General features: G+C 31.3%; 14 protein-coding genes. 5 read left to right on the top strand and 9 right to left on the bottom strand.

All coding sequences use genetic code 11. From position 1 onward, the window contains the following. Positions 1-14: 14 nt before the first annotated feature. Together tsaD and SA378_RS03925 are read right to left on the bottom strand one after the other, a co-directional pair. Positions 15-1,034, bottom strand: coding sequence for a tRNA (adenosine(37)-N6)-threonylcarbamoyltransferase complex transferase subunit TsaD (tsaD, locus tag SA378_RS03930; protein ID WP_318524682.1), 1,020 nt, complete (start codon positions 1,032-1,034; stop codon positions 15-17). Positions 1,035-1,190: 156 nt separating this feature from the next. After that, on the bottom strand, positions 1,191-1,505 hold the full coding sequence (locus SA378_RS03925; protein WP_318524681.1) for a hypothetical protein: 315 nt from the start codon (positions 1,503-1,505) through the stop codon (positions 1,191-1,193). A 217-nt stretch (positions 1,506-1,722) separates the two neighbouring features. On the opposite strand from SA378_RS03925, the gene SA378_RS03920 reads away from it, so the two are divergent. After that, complete coding sequence (locus tag SA378_RS03920) at positions 1,723-2,415, top strand: hypothetical protein (RefSeq protein ID WP_318524680.1); 693 nt, start codon at positions 1,723-1,725, stop codon at positions 2,413-2,415. 65 nt (positions 2,416-2,480) lie between these two features. After that, a complete protein-coding gene (locus tag SA378_RS03915) occupies positions 2,481-2,720 on the top strand; it encodes a hypothetical protein (RefSeq protein ID WP_318524679.1) in 240 nt (79 codons plus the stop codon). Positions 2,721-2,773: 53 nt separating this feature from the next. Here the strand turns inward: SA378_RS03915 and addA are convergent, their stop codons facing one another. From addA to SA378_RS03880, 7 genes are all read right to left on the bottom strand, one after another. After that, a complete protein-coding gene (addA, locus tag SA378_RS03910) occupies positions 2,774-6,409 on the bottom strand; it encodes a helicase-exonuclease AddAB subunit AddA (RefSeq protein WP_318524678.1) in 3,636 nt (1,211 codons plus the stop codon). Then, positions 6,409-9,807: a helicase-exonuclease AddAB subunit AddB gene (addB, locus tag SA378_RS03905; RefSeq protein WP_318524677.1), complete on the bottom strand. Its 3,399-nt coding sequence runs from the start codon at positions 9,805-9,807 to the stop codon at positions 6,409-6,411. The genes addA and addB overlap by 1 nt, the downstream gene beginning before the upstream one ends. A gap of 72 nt (positions 9,808-9,879) precedes the next feature. Further along, a complete protein-coding gene (locus SA378_RS03900) occupies positions 9,880-10,896 on the bottom strand; it encodes a 3'-5' exoribonuclease YhaM family protein (protein WP_318524676.1) in 1,017 nt (338 codons plus the stop codon). 286 nt (positions 10,897-11,182) lie between these two features. Beyond that, positions 11,183-12,469: a DUF4349 domain-containing protein gene (locus SA378_RS03895; protein WP_318524675.1), complete on the bottom strand. Its 1,287-nt coding sequence runs from the start codon at positions 12,467-12,469 to the stop codon at positions 11,183-11,185. 18 nt (positions 12,470-12,487) lie between these two features. After that, positions 12,488-13,063 carry a sigma-70 family RNA polymerase sigma factor gene (locus SA378_RS03890; protein ID WP_318524674.1) on the bottom strand — a complete coding sequence of 192 codons (576 nt, stop codon included), beginning with the start codon at positions 13,061-13,063 and terminating at the stop codon, positions 12,488-12,490. A gap of 242 nt (positions 13,064-13,305) precedes the next feature. Next, positions 13,306-14,835: a histidine ammonia-lyase gene (hutH, locus tag SA378_RS03885; protein WP_318524673.1), complete on the bottom strand. Its 1,530-nt coding sequence runs from the start codon at positions 14,833-14,835 to the stop codon at positions 13,306-13,308. 217 nt (positions 14,836-15,052) lie between these two features. Then, complete coding sequence (locus SA378_RS03880; protein ID WP_318524672.1) at positions 15,053-15,493, bottom strand: FMN-binding protein; 441 nt, start codon at positions 15,491-15,493, stop codon at positions 15,053-15,055. A gap of 183 nt (positions 15,494-15,676) precedes the next feature. Between SA378_RS03880 and SA378_RS03875 the strand changes: the two genes are divergently transcribed. The 3 genes from SA378_RS03875 to SA378_RS03865 are packed head-to-tail and all read left to right on the top strand — an operon-like array spanning position 15,677 to position 18,182. Continuing rightward, positions 15,677-16,156, top strand: coding sequence for a hypothetical protein (locus tag SA378_RS03875; protein WP_318524671.1), 480 nt, complete (start codon positions 15,677-15,679; stop codon positions 16,154-16,156). Between the two features lie 19 nt (positions 16,157-16,175). After that, entirely contained in the window at positions 16,176-17,519 is a 1,344-nt protein-coding gene (locus SA378_RS03870; RefSeq protein WP_318524670.1) for a TrkH family potassium uptake protein, read from the top strand. 12 nt (positions 17,520-17,531) lie between these two features. Next, positions 17,532-18,182 (top strand): TrkA family potassium uptake protein, encoded by a 651-nt coding sequence (locus SA378_RS03865; protein ID WP_318524669.1) that lies wholly within the window; start codon positions 17,532-17,534, stop codon positions 18,180-18,182. The last annotated feature ends 23 nt before the right edge of the window (positions 18,183-18,205 follow it).

The following is an 18,205-nucleotide window of genomic DNA, read 5'->3' as shown; positions in this document are numbered from 1 at the left end:
TATTAATCTGTTGATTACTCTGTAAGTTCTAAATTTGGCATTGCATTTAATGAAGAATCTGCAAATTGTTTATTTAAATATTTATAATATCCTGCACAACCAATCATAGCTGCATTATCAGTGCATAAAATAGGTGATGGTTTTGTAAATTTATAATTCAATCTGATACATTCATCCATAATTCTTTCTCTCAACCGGGAATTAGATGCAACTCCCCCTGCAAGTGTAATAGTATGGCAATTCTTAATTTGGGCAGCTTCAATTGTTTTTAAAACTAGTACATCTACAACTGCTTCCTGAAAACTTGCAGCAACATCTTCTATAACAATCTTTTCGTTTTTTTGCTCACTGTTATGGATATAATTTAGAACTGCTGATTTCAAGCCGCTGAAACTGAAATCCAAAGTATCATCATCAATAATAACCCTTGGAAATTTTATAGCATCCTTGTTCCCTCTTTTAGATATTTCATCAATCAATGGCCCTCCAGGATAGCCAAGCCCTATTGCTCTTGCAATTTTATCAAAGGCTTCCCCTGCAGCATCATCTCTTGTTTTACCAAGTATTTCGTATTCTCCGTAATTTTTAACATATACTAAATGAGTGTGCCCTCCTGACGCAACCATACAAATAAAAGGAGGCTCTAAATTTTTATTTTCTATATAATTGGCACTTATATGTCCTTCTATATGATTAACCCCAATTAATGGTTTGTTCCATGCATAAGACAAACCTTTAGCAAAATTAACGCCAACTAACAGTGCTCCAACTAATCCAGGACCATAAGTTACTGCCACAGCATCTAATTGTTCACAGCTTACATTTGCATTAATTAATGCTTCTGAAACAACATCATTTATATTTTCAATATGCTTTCTCGAAGCTACCTCTGGAACAACACCACCAAATTGTTTATGTATTTCTATTTGGGATGATATTACATTTGATAAAACATTTCTGCCATTTTCAACTACAGCTGCTGCCGTTTCATCACAAGATGATTCTATAGAAAGTATTAACACGCTATCCTTCATTTTATCCTCCACGTTTTACATTGCCTAGATTATACTACTGCAGATTGCTTTACGCAACTTTTTTGCATTTTTTTATATTTAAAAAGGAGGTTTTCCTCCTCCTTTTAGAATTTAATCTTGATACAGATGATGCATTTTAATTTTTGATACTTAATATTATAGATTTTCCAAAAATTTTCTCATTTTCTTTTTTTGCTCAGGATTTAAGAACATTTCAAAATTCTTAAGATCTTGAAGTTTTTTGTTGTATTCCTGTTCCCCATATTGTTCTTTAAGTTTTTTACTCATATTTTTAGCATCATTAAGTATTTCTTCTTCAGTCTTACCATCATATTTATCCCTAAATTCTTTAAACTGCTTATTATTGACAAAATCATTTATGTTTTTATTATTTGCAACTTTCTTGAATTCTTTGTTTTCAGCTATTTTATCAATATCATTGTCATCAAAACTTTTAAAAAAATTAGCCATTCATTTACCTCCATTTCATATTACATAATATGCTGTGGCAGTTAATAAATTACTATTTAATTTGTGCCTTTGTTTTTAATATGTAACATAATCGTTTCAGCTGAATAAAATATAATATTAAATATGCTTAATTTAAGAAGGTGATATTATTCCTGTTCAAATATTATTATATGCTTTGGCTGCAAAGTACATATTTAGTAGTAGCCAACTTCCGGGCATGGTTTCAAAGCTTTCCGGATCCACTAAAAATGTTGCTTCTTCTTTAATGACAGACCCTCATAAAGTGGAGAACATGATAAGTATGGTCCGCACATTTGCACCGTTAACATCATCAAAAACAGTGACAAAAGTAAATACATATTTGCCTGCTATGGAAAAAGTAAGCACTCTTCTGGGCATGTACTCATTTCTAAACAGAGCACAAACATTTAGACCTATAGAAACTTTAAATGCAAAATCACCCGTTGAAAAAATGTCTGCAATAATAAAAAACGGTAACCTTCCAGTTGGTAAAATGCTGACTCAACCACTTTTATCAAATAATATGGATAAAATTATGGGAACAATGGCTATGAACATGTTTAAGAACGGCAACATCAATGATATACTTTCATCAATGGCTAATCAAGCTTCAGGTGACAATCAAGATGAAGGAAACGAAAATTTTGATTTAAACAGTCTTATGGAAACATTCATGCCTCTTTTAAACAACCTTGCATCAAATTCGACTGAACAGTCAAAAAATGAAGAATCCCATTTATCAAATACTGAATTAAAAAATGAAATTAATTTAACGGAAAATATAGAAAACCAAAATAATCAAAAACTATCTGCAAATGAAAATCACACAATTTCAAACACTGTTGACAATCACAAACCAATTCGTATAAAACAAAGACGAAGAAGGTAAAAACAATGAATTTTATGAATAATTTATGACATAATATTTATATATAGAAAAAGAAGGAGATATTTATGTCAAAGCACAATTCAGAGGATAAAAGAGATACAATAAATAAAATGAAAAATGATATTGAAAATACAGAATTCAATTACAGGCAAACAGAAAAATTAGCAAATCAAGTCGATGATGAAGTTTTAAAGACAGAACTTGAGCTTAAAAACTTCAGAAGAGAACAATCTCTCAGAAACATGAAACAAGATATTGAAAACGAATATGATAAAGAAAATAACATTAAAAATAATTTAAAATAGTCAATAGAATAAAAATCAAAAACTATGACAGTTGAGGAAGATTGTCCCTACTGTCATTTTTTATGAAAGATGGCTACCGCTTTTCCTATATCAAATAAGTATAAGAAACAATCTTTAACCTTTTTATTTGTTATTTTCTCTATTGCTTCCTTGTAGGACAGAATTTGTGAACTGTATTCTTTCTTTACCAGCTCTACGTCCCCGTCAATTATTTCATCTGTTTTATAATCAATAATCACTATTTCATCATCTTCATAGAAAAAGCAATCAATGATTCCTTGAACTAAAATTATATCATTGTTGTTTAATGTATTAATTATTTCATTTGCTTTCTTTTTAATTACAAAAGGAACTTCTCTTTTTACAACAGGGGATGATTTCATTCTTTTTCCCACAGGAGTTTTGAAAAATTCATTTATCATATTCACATCAACAACACTCGCTTCTTTTTCAGTAAGAAGTTGTTTATTTACCATAGTATTTATTTGAGTTAAAATATTATCTGTCGTCAAACTCCCGCTGATATTAAGGTGCTGCATAACAAAATGCACAATAGTACCTATTTCGGCTTTGGTAAAACTTTCATTTTCTTCTTTAAACTGAGGGATATCCCTTAATACAGGTATTTTATACTTTATTCTTTCGATTCTCTCCTGTTTTAAAATTTTTATATCAGTAACAGAAAGTTTAGTCGGAATATTTACAGAACTTTTAAAATCGTATTCGTAGCTTAAACGTTTCATTATTTCATCTGTTAAATCACTGTTTTCATGATTTTTAAATCTAATTATTTCATCGACTTTTTCTTGTTTCAAATTAACAGCTTCCAGTTTTTTTAAACTTATTTGAGATAATGTTATTCTTTCTATATTCCAATCTATTGAATAAGTATTGCTATTTGTTTTATATTTCTTTTTATAAATGAACTCATTATTATTAACTGCTTCTGTGATTTTGCTTGAATCATCTCCGCTGAACAAGCATGTGCATATCCAATCCAAGTATGATTCTTCCATATAAATATTGTAAAGCGAAGGACTTTTCTGCCACTTCTTGATTTTATTATCAAAGTTATCAACTGTTCCTATCAAAATCAGTCTGTCGATTGCTCTTGTCATTGAAACGTAAAGAACACGCATTTCTTCAGATAGATTCTCAACCTTAATTACATTTTTAACTGCCATTCTTGGAAATGTTTCTCTGTAAATTCGCTCATCCGGATTTATATATTTAGGAGCTATTCCATAAACCCTGTGCTTTAAAATACTCTTTGCAACATCAGTTCTGTTAAACTTTTTGTTAAGCCCACACATTATAACAACAGGGAATTCCAAACCCTTGCTTTTATGAACAGACATGAGCCTTACAACATTATCATTTTCTCCCAATGTTTTTGCACTTCCTGTTTCTCCTGATGATACATTTAGTTTTTCAACGTATCTTAAAAAGTTAAACAATCCGCTCATGGAAGTTTTTTCAAATTCGAAAGCTTTATCAGCCAAAAGCCTTAAATTAGCTTGTCTCATGTTGCCCTTAGCGAGTAATCCAACAAAATAATAATAATTTGTTTCCATCAATATTTCCCAAATAAAATCATTCAAGTGAGCGTATCTGCTTCTGCTTTTCCAATTTTCAACTTTTTCAATGAAGTTACTTATTTTTTTTGAAAGATTGTCATCCCATTTGTTTTTGTACTCATAAACTGCATCAATAAAATTATATTTCGGGCTTACAATCCTTATTCTCACAAGATCTTCTGTTGTGAAGCTGCCTATGGGAGACCTCATTACACTTAGCAGTGGTACATCCTGCCTGATATTGTCAACTATTTTCAATAAATTTAAAACAACTTGTATTTCAATTGTTTCAAAATATCCTGCTCCCCCATCAAAATAAAATGGAATTCCTTCATTGTTAAATATTTCTTCAAAAATACCTGCCCATGAAGAAACGGACCTCATCAAAATTACGATATCTTTAAATTGAATTTTTTCTGTCTTAGTTATTTCTGGTTCTTTATTTTCTTTTATTGGAACATTCTTATCTTTTTTTAGTAATTCCCTTATATTTTGTACAGCAATCATTGCTTCTAATTCCGCTGTTTTCATAGACTTTATTTCTTCATCTAAATCTTCTGATTCTAAAGAATTTTTGTCTATGATGTTAAGTTTAATAAAACAATCTTCGCTTTCTTTAAAAACTGCTCCACTGTTTAAAAACACATCTTCATTATAATCAACTTCCCCTATGTTCACAGACATAATATTATTAAATATATAATTAATCCCATATAAAATTTCTTTTCTGCTTCTGAAATTTTGATTCAAGTCTACACGTCTGTTCAATCCTGCTACATCAATGTTTGGATAGCTGTTGCTCTTTTCATTAAAAATACTTGGATCTGCAAGCCTGAATCTGTAAATACTCTGTTTTACATCTCCAACCATAAACAAGTTGTCTTGCTTTTTAAGTTGGCTTAACAGTTCTTCCTGCAGCCTGTTGCTATCCTGATACTCATCGATGAAAATATATTTAAATTTATTTTTATATGTTTCGCTTATTTCAATTTGCCTCAATATTTGAAGAGCATAATGCTCAACATCGTTAAAATCAGCAATAGCTTTTTCTATTTTTCTAACTCTAAAATTTTCATTCAGTTCATAAATAATATTGTACAAAGCTTTCATTGGTTGGTACATATATTTAATATCATTCACAAACTCAGATAGTAATCTGTTTGGAACCATTTTTCTTAAATTTAAAATTACTTTCTTGTACTCTTCTCTGTATGATTTTACATCTTCTTGTTTTTCTAAGTTCACTTCATCTTTTGCTTTGCCTCTTAAAGCTTTGAGGGAAGAAAAAGTTATATTGTGCAAAAAATATATAAATTTCTCAAAGTCACTTTTAACCAGTACTTTAAGATTATTTATATTGTTCAAGTCTTCTGAAACAGCATCAGCATATGTATATGGCCCATCACTTTCATTACAAAGTGCTATAGCTGATGACAGCGCTTCGAAGGCACCATCTAAAAATAACTCGGAGTTTTCACGAACGGATTCAATCCACACTGAATTTCCTAAATCGTCTTCAGACAAATTCATCATTTCAACAGAATTTTTAAGCCAATCCAGCGGGTCCGGAAAACTTAATACAAACTTGTAAACATCCTTGATAATATCATTGAGTTCACTGTCTCCTCTGTTGCTTGTAAAACTTTCCACCAGTCTAATGAAGCCTTCCGGCTTCCCAGCATATGCTTTTTCCACAACCTCATTAATTGATTCATTAAGCAATATTTCAACTTCATTTACATCACCAATTCGAAAATTAGGGTCAATTCCTATAACATGAAAGTTTTTTCTTACAACATCTATGCAAAATGAATGTATTGTTGAAATATTTGCTTTATACAAAAGATTCAGCTGACGCCTTAAATGGTCCCTGTTTTCACTTTCCTGTGCTGCTTTAATTAAAGACCTATGAATTTTTTGTTTCATTCCGCTTGCAGCTGCATTTGTGAAAGTGACTACTAAAAATTTATCTATATCTTCATTTTCATTGATAATTAAATTTATTATGCGTTCTACTAATACCGTGGTCTTACCGGATCCGGCAGCAGCTGAAACCAATATATTTTTGTTCCTTATATCTATAACTTCTTGTTGACTGGGACTGAATTTCATTACTGCTCACCGCCTTCTTTCATAATCTCAAGCAAAATATCATCTTTTTTAAGTTTTTTAATCCTTCTGTAATTATTTTTGTCAACAGATGTGTCAAACTGACAAACACCTTTGAAATCGCAGTAAGAACATGGAGTTTTATTTCCTGCATCTTTTCTATATGGCTGAATGTCAATGTTGCCATGAATTATCTTCTCCGCAATTTCCTTGGCAACCCTGTCTGTTTTATTTAAAAGAGCTTTGTATTCATTTGCAGTCAATGTTTTTGAAAATTTTGAAGTACTGCCGTCTTTATTGAACGTTACAGGAATTATATCTGATGATTTTTTCTCATTTATTTCATTATCCATATTATTTATAATTTCTGCATCTTCTAAAATATACCCTTTTAATGAAAGCTTATTGAATATTTCATCTTCAACTGCAGAATCCGATAATGTATCCCCATCTATCATTGGATCATCAATGCAAAAATAATATGCTCCTCCAATTTCAGGTTGAGATAACAATAATTTTTTACCATTTTTAATAATAGCGGACATATAAACAAAAAGCTGCAACTGTAGCCCTTGAACTGCATCTGATAAGTCAATATCCTTATATGAAGATTTGTAATCAATAATATTTATATATGACTTATCTTGACATTTTAAAGTATCAACTCTGTCAATCCTTCCTTGGAAATAGATGCTCATATCGTCATCGAGCTTTATTTCAACCGGTTCGATAGTCAGTTCTCCATTTTTATTTCCAATTACAAGCTCAGTAAATTCAGGTCTGAAGTTTCCTTTTTTAAGCTGCTTAACAATTGTGTTTGCAGCCCTGTTCACAAGCCTCTTTATTTTTTCTTTCATATATTTGTTTCGTTCATTTGCATCTAAAGCTGAATAATCCAGTTCTCCTTCAACCAATACCTTTTCAGTGCACATTTCAGCCAATGCATTAACACTGTCAATATCCAAATTCATAATATTTATTTCAGAAGCTGTTATTTCATTGGTAAATTTTTCAACCGCCTGATGATAAATATTTCCCAGGTCATAAAATTCTACTTTTTGAACTAACCTCGGTTCAGGTTTAATAATATTTTCCATAAAAAACTTAAATGGACAAGAAGCAAAACTTTCAAGTCTTGATACTGACATGGTTACAGGCAGCTGGTATATTTGTTTCAGATTCTCTTTGTTAATATTTTCTGCTTTGTTATCATAGCACAAACCTTGCTTTACAATATAGGAAACATCTTTGTCGTTTTTATCATACCACTTATATACATCTTTCCAAATTGAATCTATTTCTCTTCCTTCTGTGTAATCCCTCATATTTGAAACAAAGAAGTCAATGGTACCTTTATGATTTGATACTTTGCTTATCTCCAAAACGTCGCTTAAATCAGATTTTTCCATTACATTTGGAAATATTTCCTTAAGTCTTTCCACATACATGGAAGGCTGTAAAGCCTTTCCTTCAGTTGTACCAAGAGCGTAACTCATAAAAAACTTTTCTGTTGAACTTGAGAACACTTTATACAACAAATGTTTTTCCTTAAATAAATAATAATCTGAATTTTTTAATATTTTAATTCCATTTTTCAAAAGAATATCTCTTTCATCATCAAGGAGCAGCCCTTTTTCGTTATTTTTCGAATCAATTTTTCCTTCATTTGCTCCCATAACAAATACTGCTTTATATGACTTCAAAGAAATTTTATCAATTTCTCCGACAGTAACTTTGTCCAATGTTGGAGGTATGATACTTATTTTTACTTCGTCAAATCCTGCTTCTATCATTTTCTTGTATTCATAAGGAGTTATTAAAATATCTGAGCCTGTTAAAATTATTTGTTCTAATATTTCTATTACATAATTCCATACCTGAGCATTTTCACTAGACAGCTCGTACAATTCAGATTTTTTGAATACGCTCACTTGTTTTTCGATTTTTTCCTGTACTTTATACTCCTTCAAGAAACTAAATAAAAATAATGTTATATCAAGTGCATTATTTAATTTTTTGAATTTCTTTCTTTCTTCTTTTAAATTACTTGCAAACTTTTCTCTTAATTTATTGAAATAATCAATTCCATCTGAATTAAATTTAAATGGTCTAAACCATTTTTCACCCTCAATTCCATATTGAAGAGCAAAATTCTCCAACCTGCTCACTTCATCATAATTCAATGGAGAAAATCCTGTTTTAAGAAATTCAAATACACTGTCATGTTTAAAATTAAAAACAAACATGTCAAGTAAGGACAAAATAAACTTTGTAAGAGGGTTTCCTGCAATGTCTCTTTTCTTGTCCAAAAAAAATGGTATCTCGTATTGAGTAAAAACCTTTTTAATATTAATGCTGTAGTTATCTATATCTCCTACAGCAACAGCAATATCCTTCCATCTGTATCCACAATCTCTTACAAGAGAAATAATTTCAGATGCTGTTTTTTCTGTTTCTGTGTATGCATTAAGAGATGAAAATATTTGAATAACTTCTGTGTCACGGCTAAATTCTTCAGTACTGATGGAAAACATATTTTTTTCTATTGTCTTCATTTCATGGCTGAACTGATTAAATTCTACAGGAACAATATTTACATCACATTCAATATCTTCAGTTAACGATTTGTATGTATCATGCACTATTTTAAAAGCTTCCCAATCATCTGAATTTTTGAGATTTTTTAAAGATACAGCATCAATATTCAAAGATAATGTTACATGCTTTGCATGCTTTACAAGTTCCTTAATAAGTCTTTGTCTTTGCCCATTGAAACTCTCGAAACCGTCAATCCATATTATTGAATTTCTTATATAATCTGATTTAGCGACAGCAGAAATAAATAAGTCCATTTTATCTTCTTCATCGAAAAACTTATCTTTGGTATTTTTGTTTATTTCACTGTATATGGTAATTATATCTTCGAGTTTTGTATTGAGCAGATGGTCTTGCTTGTCACTTATTTTATATTTCAAAATTTGCTGAAGATACTCTACACTGATGCAATTTTGTTTTAATTCACTGATTAATTCATCGAATTCTCTAAGAAAACCATCTTGCATTGAAACTTTTTTAAAAAGTCTCAAACTATCCATATTTTCTTCAAAAACCTTTTTCAACAGCATTATTTTGCCATATTTATTGATTTCCTGAACCTTTAATCCACCAACTTCTTCAAATACTTTATAGCCTAATCGTTTGAAACTCAATATTTCAGCAGACATTATCCCATAGTCTCTTATCCTGTCGATAATTTCATATTCAGCTTGATATGTCATTTGTTCAGGTACAATGAGTATTAAATTAACTTTTTTATTTAATTTGATTTCTTCATATATCTCATCATATATATATGTTGATTTTCCGGTCTTAGCACGTCCAGCAACAATTTTAAATCCCATAGGCCCTCCAATAACAATAAATTTAACATAGATAAAGAATTCTTTATCCATGCTAAATTACCGTTCTATATATTATTCTGTTGGTTTATAAAGATTTCTATTATCCAGTAGCCATATTTTATCAGAAAACTGACCAGGTTCAACAATATCCAGCGCATGTTCAAAGTCATACATTCTCGCATCAATTATATCAAGAAAATGCAACAGTTCAGCCTCAGGTGTCATAGGCTTTTTAGGGCTACCAAATTCAGGTTCATAATGATGGGATAAAACCATGTGCTGTAAAATTATACTTTTCTCCCTGTTGAGCCCTATTTTATCTCCTTCAATTTCAATTTCCTTGATTCCTTGAATAATATGACCGAGCAATTTACCTTCCATTGTGTAATCAGACACAACTCCATATTCATCAGAATCCATCTCAATTATTTTACAAATATCATGAAGAATCACCCCCGCATAAACATAATCCATTTTCAAGTATTCATATACCTGACCGAGTTTTTCTCCGGACCTGAGCATGCGTAAAGTGTGATACAAAAGACCGCCCATGTAAGAATGATGATTTTTCTTTGCAGCAGGATAATAAATAAGTTTGCTATTGAATTTCTTCATTATATTTTCAACTAATAATTTTATTTCTGCATCCTTTATTTTCTTTGCATATGATTTAACTTCAGAAAGCATTTCTGTAGGTTCTATAGGAGCTGACGGTATGAGATCATTAATTTTAATAACATCATCTTGAAGCTTTCCTCTTACTTTATTTATTTTCAACTGCTTCGTTCCGTTCCATTCAAGAACTTCTCCTCTTACCTTAACAATGCTGTTTTCTGCAACTATTGTTTCAATTTCCTTTGAATAATCCCAAACTTTTGCATTTATTTCACCAGTTTTATCTACCAAATCAATATCTATATATTGCTTTCCATTTGTTGTTTTCTTAACTTCGAAACTTTTAATCAAATAAAAACCGTCGGTCTTCTCCCCCGCCTTAAGATCTGATATGTTTTTATTATTATTTGACATGCTTATCATTTGTTCCCTAGCTTTATCGTTTAACATGTCTCCAATACTAGCCTGACTCATATTTTGCCTCTTTTCATCATTTTATGCTTTTATTATATCATACTGATAACAAATCATAAATAATTATTTATGTATTTGCAAATTTGCACCATCATTATCACTTATTAAGTCTATCGCAAAATATGTACCATATTCAGTACTCAAAAAATAGCGCAGTCTCAATCACAAATTTATTCGTTCGCTACCGCTCACGTAAATTTGGATTTCGTTGCGTTTGACCTACCTGCCATTTTTTAGAAAAAAACTCTAAAAAATGGGGTTAGGGCATAAAAAAAGGGCTTACGCCCTATAATTTATTTTTACTTTTCCTGTACTTGTTAAATTTAACCAATAATATTATAAAAATAATTATAACCGGAATTAATACAGGAGCTATTGAAACAATATATATCAAAAGATTTTCAACTGTTCTTAAAACTTTATTTACAGTGTTAATAAAGCCTTCTTTAGCTCTTTGCCACACACTGTCCTGATCGGTTATTTCAAAATTAGCTGTAAGCACCTCTTGAACTTCTAAATTCAAAGTTGACATTGATGCTCTGTCATCTATGTCACTTAAGCTTATGTTAAGAGCATCAATTCCAGTCCTTACTCTTGTAAGTTCGCTTTCAATAAGAAGCATTTCTTCAACAGTCAAAGCTTTTTCATACAATGTTCTTAAATGTTCTTCTTGTGCTTCAAGATTTTTCACTTTATTGTCTTTTTCATAATATTCTTTAGTAACATCAGTTTCATTAATGTTTTTTCTTCTTACTTCACTAGATTCTTCTAAATAAGCTACTAACCCATAAAAATTCTCTTCAGGTACACGAAGTATCATATTTCCATGCATTAATTTTTCATTTTCGTATACTTGATATACTTCCGTGTTATTGCTTTCTAAAAAGCCTCCCACGGATTGTACTTTGGCTGTAAGTTCATCCAAAAATCTTTCATAATCATTTGTTTCAACGGAAATGCTGCCTGTCTTGATTACTTTCATTTCCCTTGTTGAATCTTGAATTAACCCATAGGCTGCTGAATCTTCAACTCCATATGTGTCAACACCCATGATAGACTTTCCTTTTTCTTCAGCTGCAATAGAATATTCATAGTTGCCATTGTCTGCTTCAGCTGGTGCATATTGAGCTTCTGTTGCAGGAGCTGCTAAGTTATTATCATAAGCAATTTCTTCAGATTTAGAATTACCCATTCTTAAATTATTAAAGCCATACACCACAAACACTAAAACCAATGCGGCAGCCAGTCCTCCGTATTTAACCCACTTGAACTTGTTGTTTGTTGTTTTCTTAGGAACGTCAGCATTTACTATATTCTTTGAAACTTCATCGTCAGAAACTAGCTTAGCGGCTTCAGCAATCAAAAGTTTTTCGTGAAGCCTTTTGCAATAGCCAACAGGTGGTTCTGCATCAGGTGTATTTTTCAACACATTTATAATTTTCTTATATTCTTCAAGCTCTTTTTGACAATCTTCGCACTTTTTTAAGTGTTCTTCAACTAAAAGTCTTTCCTCTTCATCTAATTCATCATCAATATATAATGAAAGTAAATCTTTTATTTCATCACAGTTCATCTAATCACCACCTTGTCACTAAAAATTTAATTCTCTTTCTAGTAATTCTTTTAAACTTTTTCTTGCCCTGTTTAATCTGGATTTCACTGTTCCCAGGTTGCAGGAAAGTATTTCAGATATTTCACTGTAAGAAAATCCTTGAATATCTCTTAATACAATAATCATTTTAAAATCATCTTCTAATTTATTCAAAGCATCTTTTATTAACTTATTATTATAATTTTGTTCGACTAACGCATCCGGATTGTTTGAGTCATCTGCTATTTCCCGTTGAAATTCTATATTACCGCCTAAATCAATATTTTCATCAATAGAAACAACATTTATGCTCTTTTTACGTTTAAAATCAATGCATGTATTCACAACAATTCTGTACATCCAAGACTTAAAAGAAGACTGCATGTTAAAGTTCTGTATGCTTTTATACACTTTTATTAACGCTTCCTGAGATGCATCTTCAGCGTCTTCAACATTTCGAAGCACTCTAAGGGCAATATTATATGCTGTTTTTTTGTAATCTTTTATAAGTTCTTCAAAAGCATCAACATCACCACTCCGGCTTTGTTCTACAAGCCATAGTTCATTGCCTTTCATTTTCTCACTCCGTTCGGTTATATTATAAGACGTTAACTTTTTTTATTTGTTCCAATAAATATTTATTAATTACAGTTTTTATAAACTGCATTGCAGTTCAACCTATTCTATCTACATTTTGCTCTGCGATTTTTTTGACATCAACACTTCAGTTATTTGTTAATTATTATAACATTATAAATGTTCATTATCAATAAAAAAAGCGTTCATGTTTTTGAACGCTTCATTTAATTTACAATATATTAAAATAAAATATTGCCCGCTTTTTCCTCACATACTTTTATAAGTGTATCATCCTCAATAAGTTTTTCACATTTATTTATATCTTCATAAAGAGGTCTGTCCTCTGTTAATGTTAACACACAATTTCTTACAGCATCATAGACAGGTGCTGTTCCAATGCCAAGACCTTTGTTTCCTCTCAAATCAATGCCCTGGCATGCACACATTATTTCCATAGCTAAAACTCTTCTTACGTTCTCCATTATTTCTTTGGCTTTACGAGCAGCTATAGTACCCATGGATACATGATCTTCCTGGTTAGCAGAAGAAGGAATGCTGTCAACTGATGCCGGATGAGCTAAAATCTTATTTTCAGAAACTAATGATGCAGCTGAATACTGCACAATCATAAATCCCGAATTTATACCACCATGTTCAACCAAAAAAGCAGGAAGTCCGCTAAGTGATGGATTTACAAGTCTTTCAAGTCTTCTTTCCGAAATATCTGCAAGTTCGGCCAAAGCTATTCCTAAGAAATCAAAACTTAGTGCCATTGGCTGTCCATGGAAGTTTCCTCCTGAAATTCCTTCCTTAGTTTCCGGGAAAATAATAGGGTTATCAGTTACTGAATTTATTTCAATTTCTACTTTTTCTTTTACATAATTAATAGCATCTTTGCTGGCCCCGTGTACTTGCGGTGTACATCGTAAAGAATAAGCATCCTGTACTCTTATTTCGCCTTGTTTTGTAGTCATTTTACTTTCAGACAACAATTGAAGCATTATTCTGGCAGTATCCATCTGACCTTTGTGAGGTCTTACTTCATGTATCTTATGATCCAAAGCAGAAACAATTCCATTCTGTGCTTCAAAGCTGAGTGATGCAGCTATATCTGATATCTTTACTAAATTTAATGCATCATAAACAACCAAAGCTCCTACAGCAGTCATTACTGGTGTTCCGTTAATAAGTGCAAGTCCTTCCTTTGATGTCAGTTCAATGACAGGAATACCAGCTTTTTTCATTGCTTCTTCCCCACTCATAACTTCACCGCCATATTCTGCAATTCCAAGACCAATCATCGGAAGAACCATGTGCGCCAACGGAGCTAAATCTCCACTTGCACCCAGAGAACCTTTTTGTGGAACTACCGGATGCACTTTTTTATTAAGCATATCTATCATTGTTTGAATTGTTTCAAGTTTTGCTCCGGAATAACCCTTTGCCAAATTATTTATTCTTAGAAGAATTATTCCTCTGACAATTTCAGTATCGAAAGGTTTTCCTGCTCCTACTGCATGTGTTACAATTAAATTTTTCTGAAGCAGTTTTGATTCATCCTTTGATATTGAAACATCACTGAATTTACCAAATCCTGTTGTTATACCATAAACAACATCTCCATTTTCCACAAAATCATCTACGATTTTTCTGGACAATAAAACTTTATCAACCGCTGAATCTGATAATTCAACTTCATAATAATTCCTGCAAACTCCTACAATTTCTTCAAGAGTCAATGTGTTGCCTGTTATGATAACCTTTTTCATCTTTTTCTCCTTCTTTTTAAAAAAATAGAGACAAATTTCAGCACACACCAAGTACACCAAAACTTGCCTCCTCATATCTAATATCTTTAGGCTTATTCTAATAAATTAATTATATTATAAAAAACTTATATTGTCAATCATTCTGCTTTTTAAAATCAACTCCAAATTACCCGAAATTTTTCAATTTAAAAACCAGCTATCAAGCTGGTCTTGTTTTTTACTTATTTCCCATTGCTTTGTCAACAGCTTCCTTTATTGCATTGCTTGTTACAGTTGCACCGGATATTCCATCAACATCAGTTGAATCTGCTTCTTCAATTTTATCTGGCAATTCATCAATTGCATTTGATCCAATGCCTTTAGTTTCCTTTTCACCAACTGCTTCAACAGATACAATATCATCTCCATCAACAGTTACAGTAACTTTAACTTCGCCACCATAACCTTGAGCAGTTCCAGTTAAAGTATCCTTATCGGCACCTCCGTTTGCACCTGTCATATCTGTGTCTGTTCCATTTGTCCCTGTGTCATTTGTTCCTGTGTCATTTGTTCCTGTGTCATTTGTACCGTTATCACCAACATTATCAATGTCGTCATCAGTACATGCGCTCATACTGAAAATCAATACAGCACATAATATCAATGCTAATTTTTTCATAATAGCCTCCATGTTTTAATTTAATTCGAGTTTAGTATAACCAAAATAATTCCAATCATTAAAAACATGTTAAGATTTTTTATGTGTTACTTATAAAATTTTTACATTCACATAAAAACCTTAACACAAATTTTATATTAAACGTGCTAAAATCAAGGCGTAAAACAAGCAGGAGGTGTAAATATGGATTACATTATTGCAGTCTTAATGATAATAATTTTTCTAATAGGTTTTGTTTTTATTGATAAAATTTACAATATAGCAAATCCTGTTGAGTTTAATAAAAATGCATTTTATCAGTTTAGTGATTACAACAGTTTAACAGGCGCATTAATATATGGAGACAAAAATTCTGATTTTTGTACTGCTATTTCTGATGTTTTAAAACAATACAATATTAATTCAGAAATACTAAATGATATAAATATTCTTGATAATTCAAGCTCATACAAATATTTAGTAGCTGTCAGTAAATCCGATCTTGACAATCTCACTATTTGCGCTATAGGAAGAAAAATGATGGATATTAATAATATACTTGCAATATGCAATCAAAAATACAACAAAAAAATATATGAAGAAAATCACATTGCGTATTTAACAGGAGATATCCTATCGGCAAATGAAATTGCACATACGTTGTTAAATCTTCGCGCAGAATAGGAGGCATAGGAGGCATAATATGTATGCAATAAAAAAAATAAAATTGACTTATACAGAAATTATAGTATTCGGCACCTTTGGAATTATATTGATAGGAGGATTGCTTTTAAGCTTGCCGATTTCATCTAGAGAAGAAATTTCAACACCTTTTATGGACTCATTATTTACTGCTGCTTCTGCTTTTTGTGTAACAGGATTAGTGCTTTATGACACTTATACACATTGGTCCATGTTTGGACAGACCGTAATACTATTATTGATACAAATAGGCGGTCTTGGCTTTATGACAGTAATCACCTTGTTTTCAATTTTTTTAAGAAGAAAAATAGGACTTAAGGAAAGAAGATTGTTAATGGAATCAGCTAATACATTAAAAATAGGTGGAATAGTTCTTCTTGTAAAAAAAATTATTATACGAACGATTATCTTTGAAAGTATTGGAGCAACAGTACTTACGCTTAGATTCTATGGGCAGATGGGGCTTAAGGAAGGATTGTATAATGGAATATTCCATTCTGTCTCAGCATTTTGTAATGCAGGCTTTGATTTAATGGGCAAATATGGTCAAAATTCTTCCCTTACATCATATTTCAACGACATTACTGTTAATCTTACTATAATGCTTTTGATAATAATAGGCGGTATCGGGTTTGTTGTGTGGGATGACGTAGCAAATAACCGTTTTTTGTTCAAGAAATATCAACTTCACACTAAAATAGTGCTTGTAACTACTGCTGTATTAATTTTCGGAAGTGCTTTAATTTTTTACTTACTTGAAGGGAAATACAGCATGATAAATATGGGTTTTATTGAAAAAATAACTGCATCCCTGTTTCAATCTGTAACAACAAGAACAGCAGGATTTAATACTGTTAATCTTAACGAAATGTCACAAGGCAGCATCCTAATGACAATGCTATTGATGGTTATTGGAGGAAGTCCAGGCTCTACAGCCGGAGGTATAAAAACAACAACTTTTATTGTACTTCTTATAGGTGCATGGACAACAGCAAAACAAAGCAACGAAATAACACTCTTTAAACGCAGACTAGAAAGTGATTCTTTGAAAAAGGCCAGCGCCATTACAGTTATATATTTGTTCACTGCATTTATTTCTATAATGCTAATCAGCGTTATGCAAGAATTTTCATTAGTGGAAATAATGTTTGAAGTATTTTCAGCATTGGGAACTGTTGGATTGTCATTAGGCATAACGCCTTCACTCAACATTTTATCGAAGATAATCGTAACATTGCTAATGTATGGAGGCAAAGTTGGTGTATTATCAATAGCAATAGTACTAGCTGAAAAAAAAGAACCTTCGCTTCTCAGTCGGCCTTTAGAAAAAATAATTATTGGATAGGAGAGAATTTATATGAAATCAATTTTAATAATAGGAATGGGTGCTTTTGGACGTCATTTGGCACTTAAAATGATAGATCTTAAAAATGATGTTATGATAGTTGATAAAGATAGTGCTATTATAGAAGAAATGTCTACTCTTGTAACTGATGCACAAATTGGTGACTGCACAAAAGAAGATGTTCTTAAAGCATTAGGGGTAAGCAATTTTGATGTTTGCTTTGTAACTATTGGAGATACATTCCAGTCATCATTGGAAATAACTTCGCTATTAAAAGATTTAGGAGCAAAATACGTCATTTCCAAGGCAAGCAGGGATATTCAAGCAAAATTTCTTTTAAAAAACGGAGCTGATGAAGTTGTTTATCCTGATAAGGATATGGCTGAAAAACTTGCCATACGCTGCAGTGCTAATAATGTTCTTGACTATTTCTCTATAACAAATGATTACTCAATATTTGAAATACCAATTATGCAAAGTTGGACAGGTAGAAGCATTGAAGAAATAAATGTGAGAAAAAAATATCATATAAATATTCTTTTGATAAAAAATGGCAGCAACATAATGACAATGCCAAAAGCAGATTATGTTTTTAAAGAAGATGATATAGTTATTGTTATCGGCAAGTCAGAGGATGTTCTTAGACTTGCCGAAAATATTTAGTTAAAGATGCCCACATGAGGGCA

The sequence above is a fragment of the Sedimentibacter sp. genome (genome assembly GCF_033447055.1).
Classification (GTDB): domain Bacteria; phylum Bacillota; class Clostridia; order Tissierellales; family Sedimentibacteraceae; genus Sedimentibacter.
The sequence above is the reverse complement of the archived record's forward strand: the minus strand, read 5'-3'. Positions and strand labels throughout refer to the sequence as shown.

What these genes read in the sequence shown, in the direction of transcription:
- tsaD (WP_318524682.1), bottom strand. Translation starts at nt 1,034, where the DNA reads ATGAAGGATAGCGTGTTAATACTTTCTATAGAATCATCTTGTGATGAA.
- SA378_RS03925 (WP_318524681.1), bottom strand. Translation starts at nt 1,505, where the DNA reads ATGGCTAATTTTTTTAAAAGTTTTGATGACAATGATATTGATAAAATA.
- SA378_RS03920 (WP_318524680.1), top strand. Translation starts at nt 1,723, where the DNA reads ATGGTTTCAAAGCTTTCCGGATCCACTAAAAATGTTGCTTCTTCTTTA.
- SA378_RS03915 (WP_318524679.1), top strand. Translation starts at nt 2,481, where the DNA reads ATGTCAAAGCACAATTCAGAGGATAAAAGAGATACAATAAATAAAATG.
- addA (WP_318524678.1), bottom strand. Translation starts at nt 6,409, where the DNA reads ATGAAATTCAGTCCCAGTCAACAAGAAGTTATAGATATAAGGAACAAA.
- addB (WP_318524677.1), bottom strand. Translation starts at nt 9,807, where the DNA reads ATGGGATTTAAAATTGTTGCTGGACGTGCTAAGACCGGAAAATCAACA.
- SA378_RS03900 (WP_318524676.1), bottom strand. Translation starts at nt 10,896, where the DNA reads ATGAGTCAGGCTAGTATTGGAGACATGTTAAACGATAAAGCTAGGGAA.
- SA378_RS03895 (WP_318524675.1), bottom strand. Translation starts at nt 12,469, where the DNA reads ATGAACTGTGATGAAATAAAAGATTTACTTTCATTATATATTGATGAT.
- SA378_RS03890 (WP_318524674.1), bottom strand. Translation starts at nt 13,063, where the DNA reads ATGAAAGGCAATGAACTATGGCTTGTAGAACAAAGCCGGAGTGGTGAT.
- hutH (WP_318524673.1), bottom strand. Translation starts at nt 14,835, where the DNA reads ATGAAAAAGGTTATCATAACAGGCAACACATTGACTCTTGAAGAAATT.
- SA378_RS03880 (WP_318524672.1), bottom strand. Translation starts at nt 15,493, where the DNA reads ATGAAAAAATTAGCATTGATATTATGTGCTGTATTGATTTTCAGTATG.
- SA378_RS03875 (WP_318524671.1), top strand. Translation starts at nt 15,677, where the DNA reads ATGGATTACATTATTGCAGTCTTAATGATAATAATTTTTCTAATAGGT.
- SA378_RS03870 (WP_318524670.1), top strand. Translation starts at nt 16,176, where the DNA reads ATGTATGCAATAAAAAAAATAAAATTGACTTATACAGAAATTATAGTA.
- SA378_RS03865 (WP_318524669.1), top strand. Translation starts at nt 17,532, where the DNA reads ATGAAATCAATTTTAATAATAGGAATGGGTGCTTTTGGACGTCATTTG.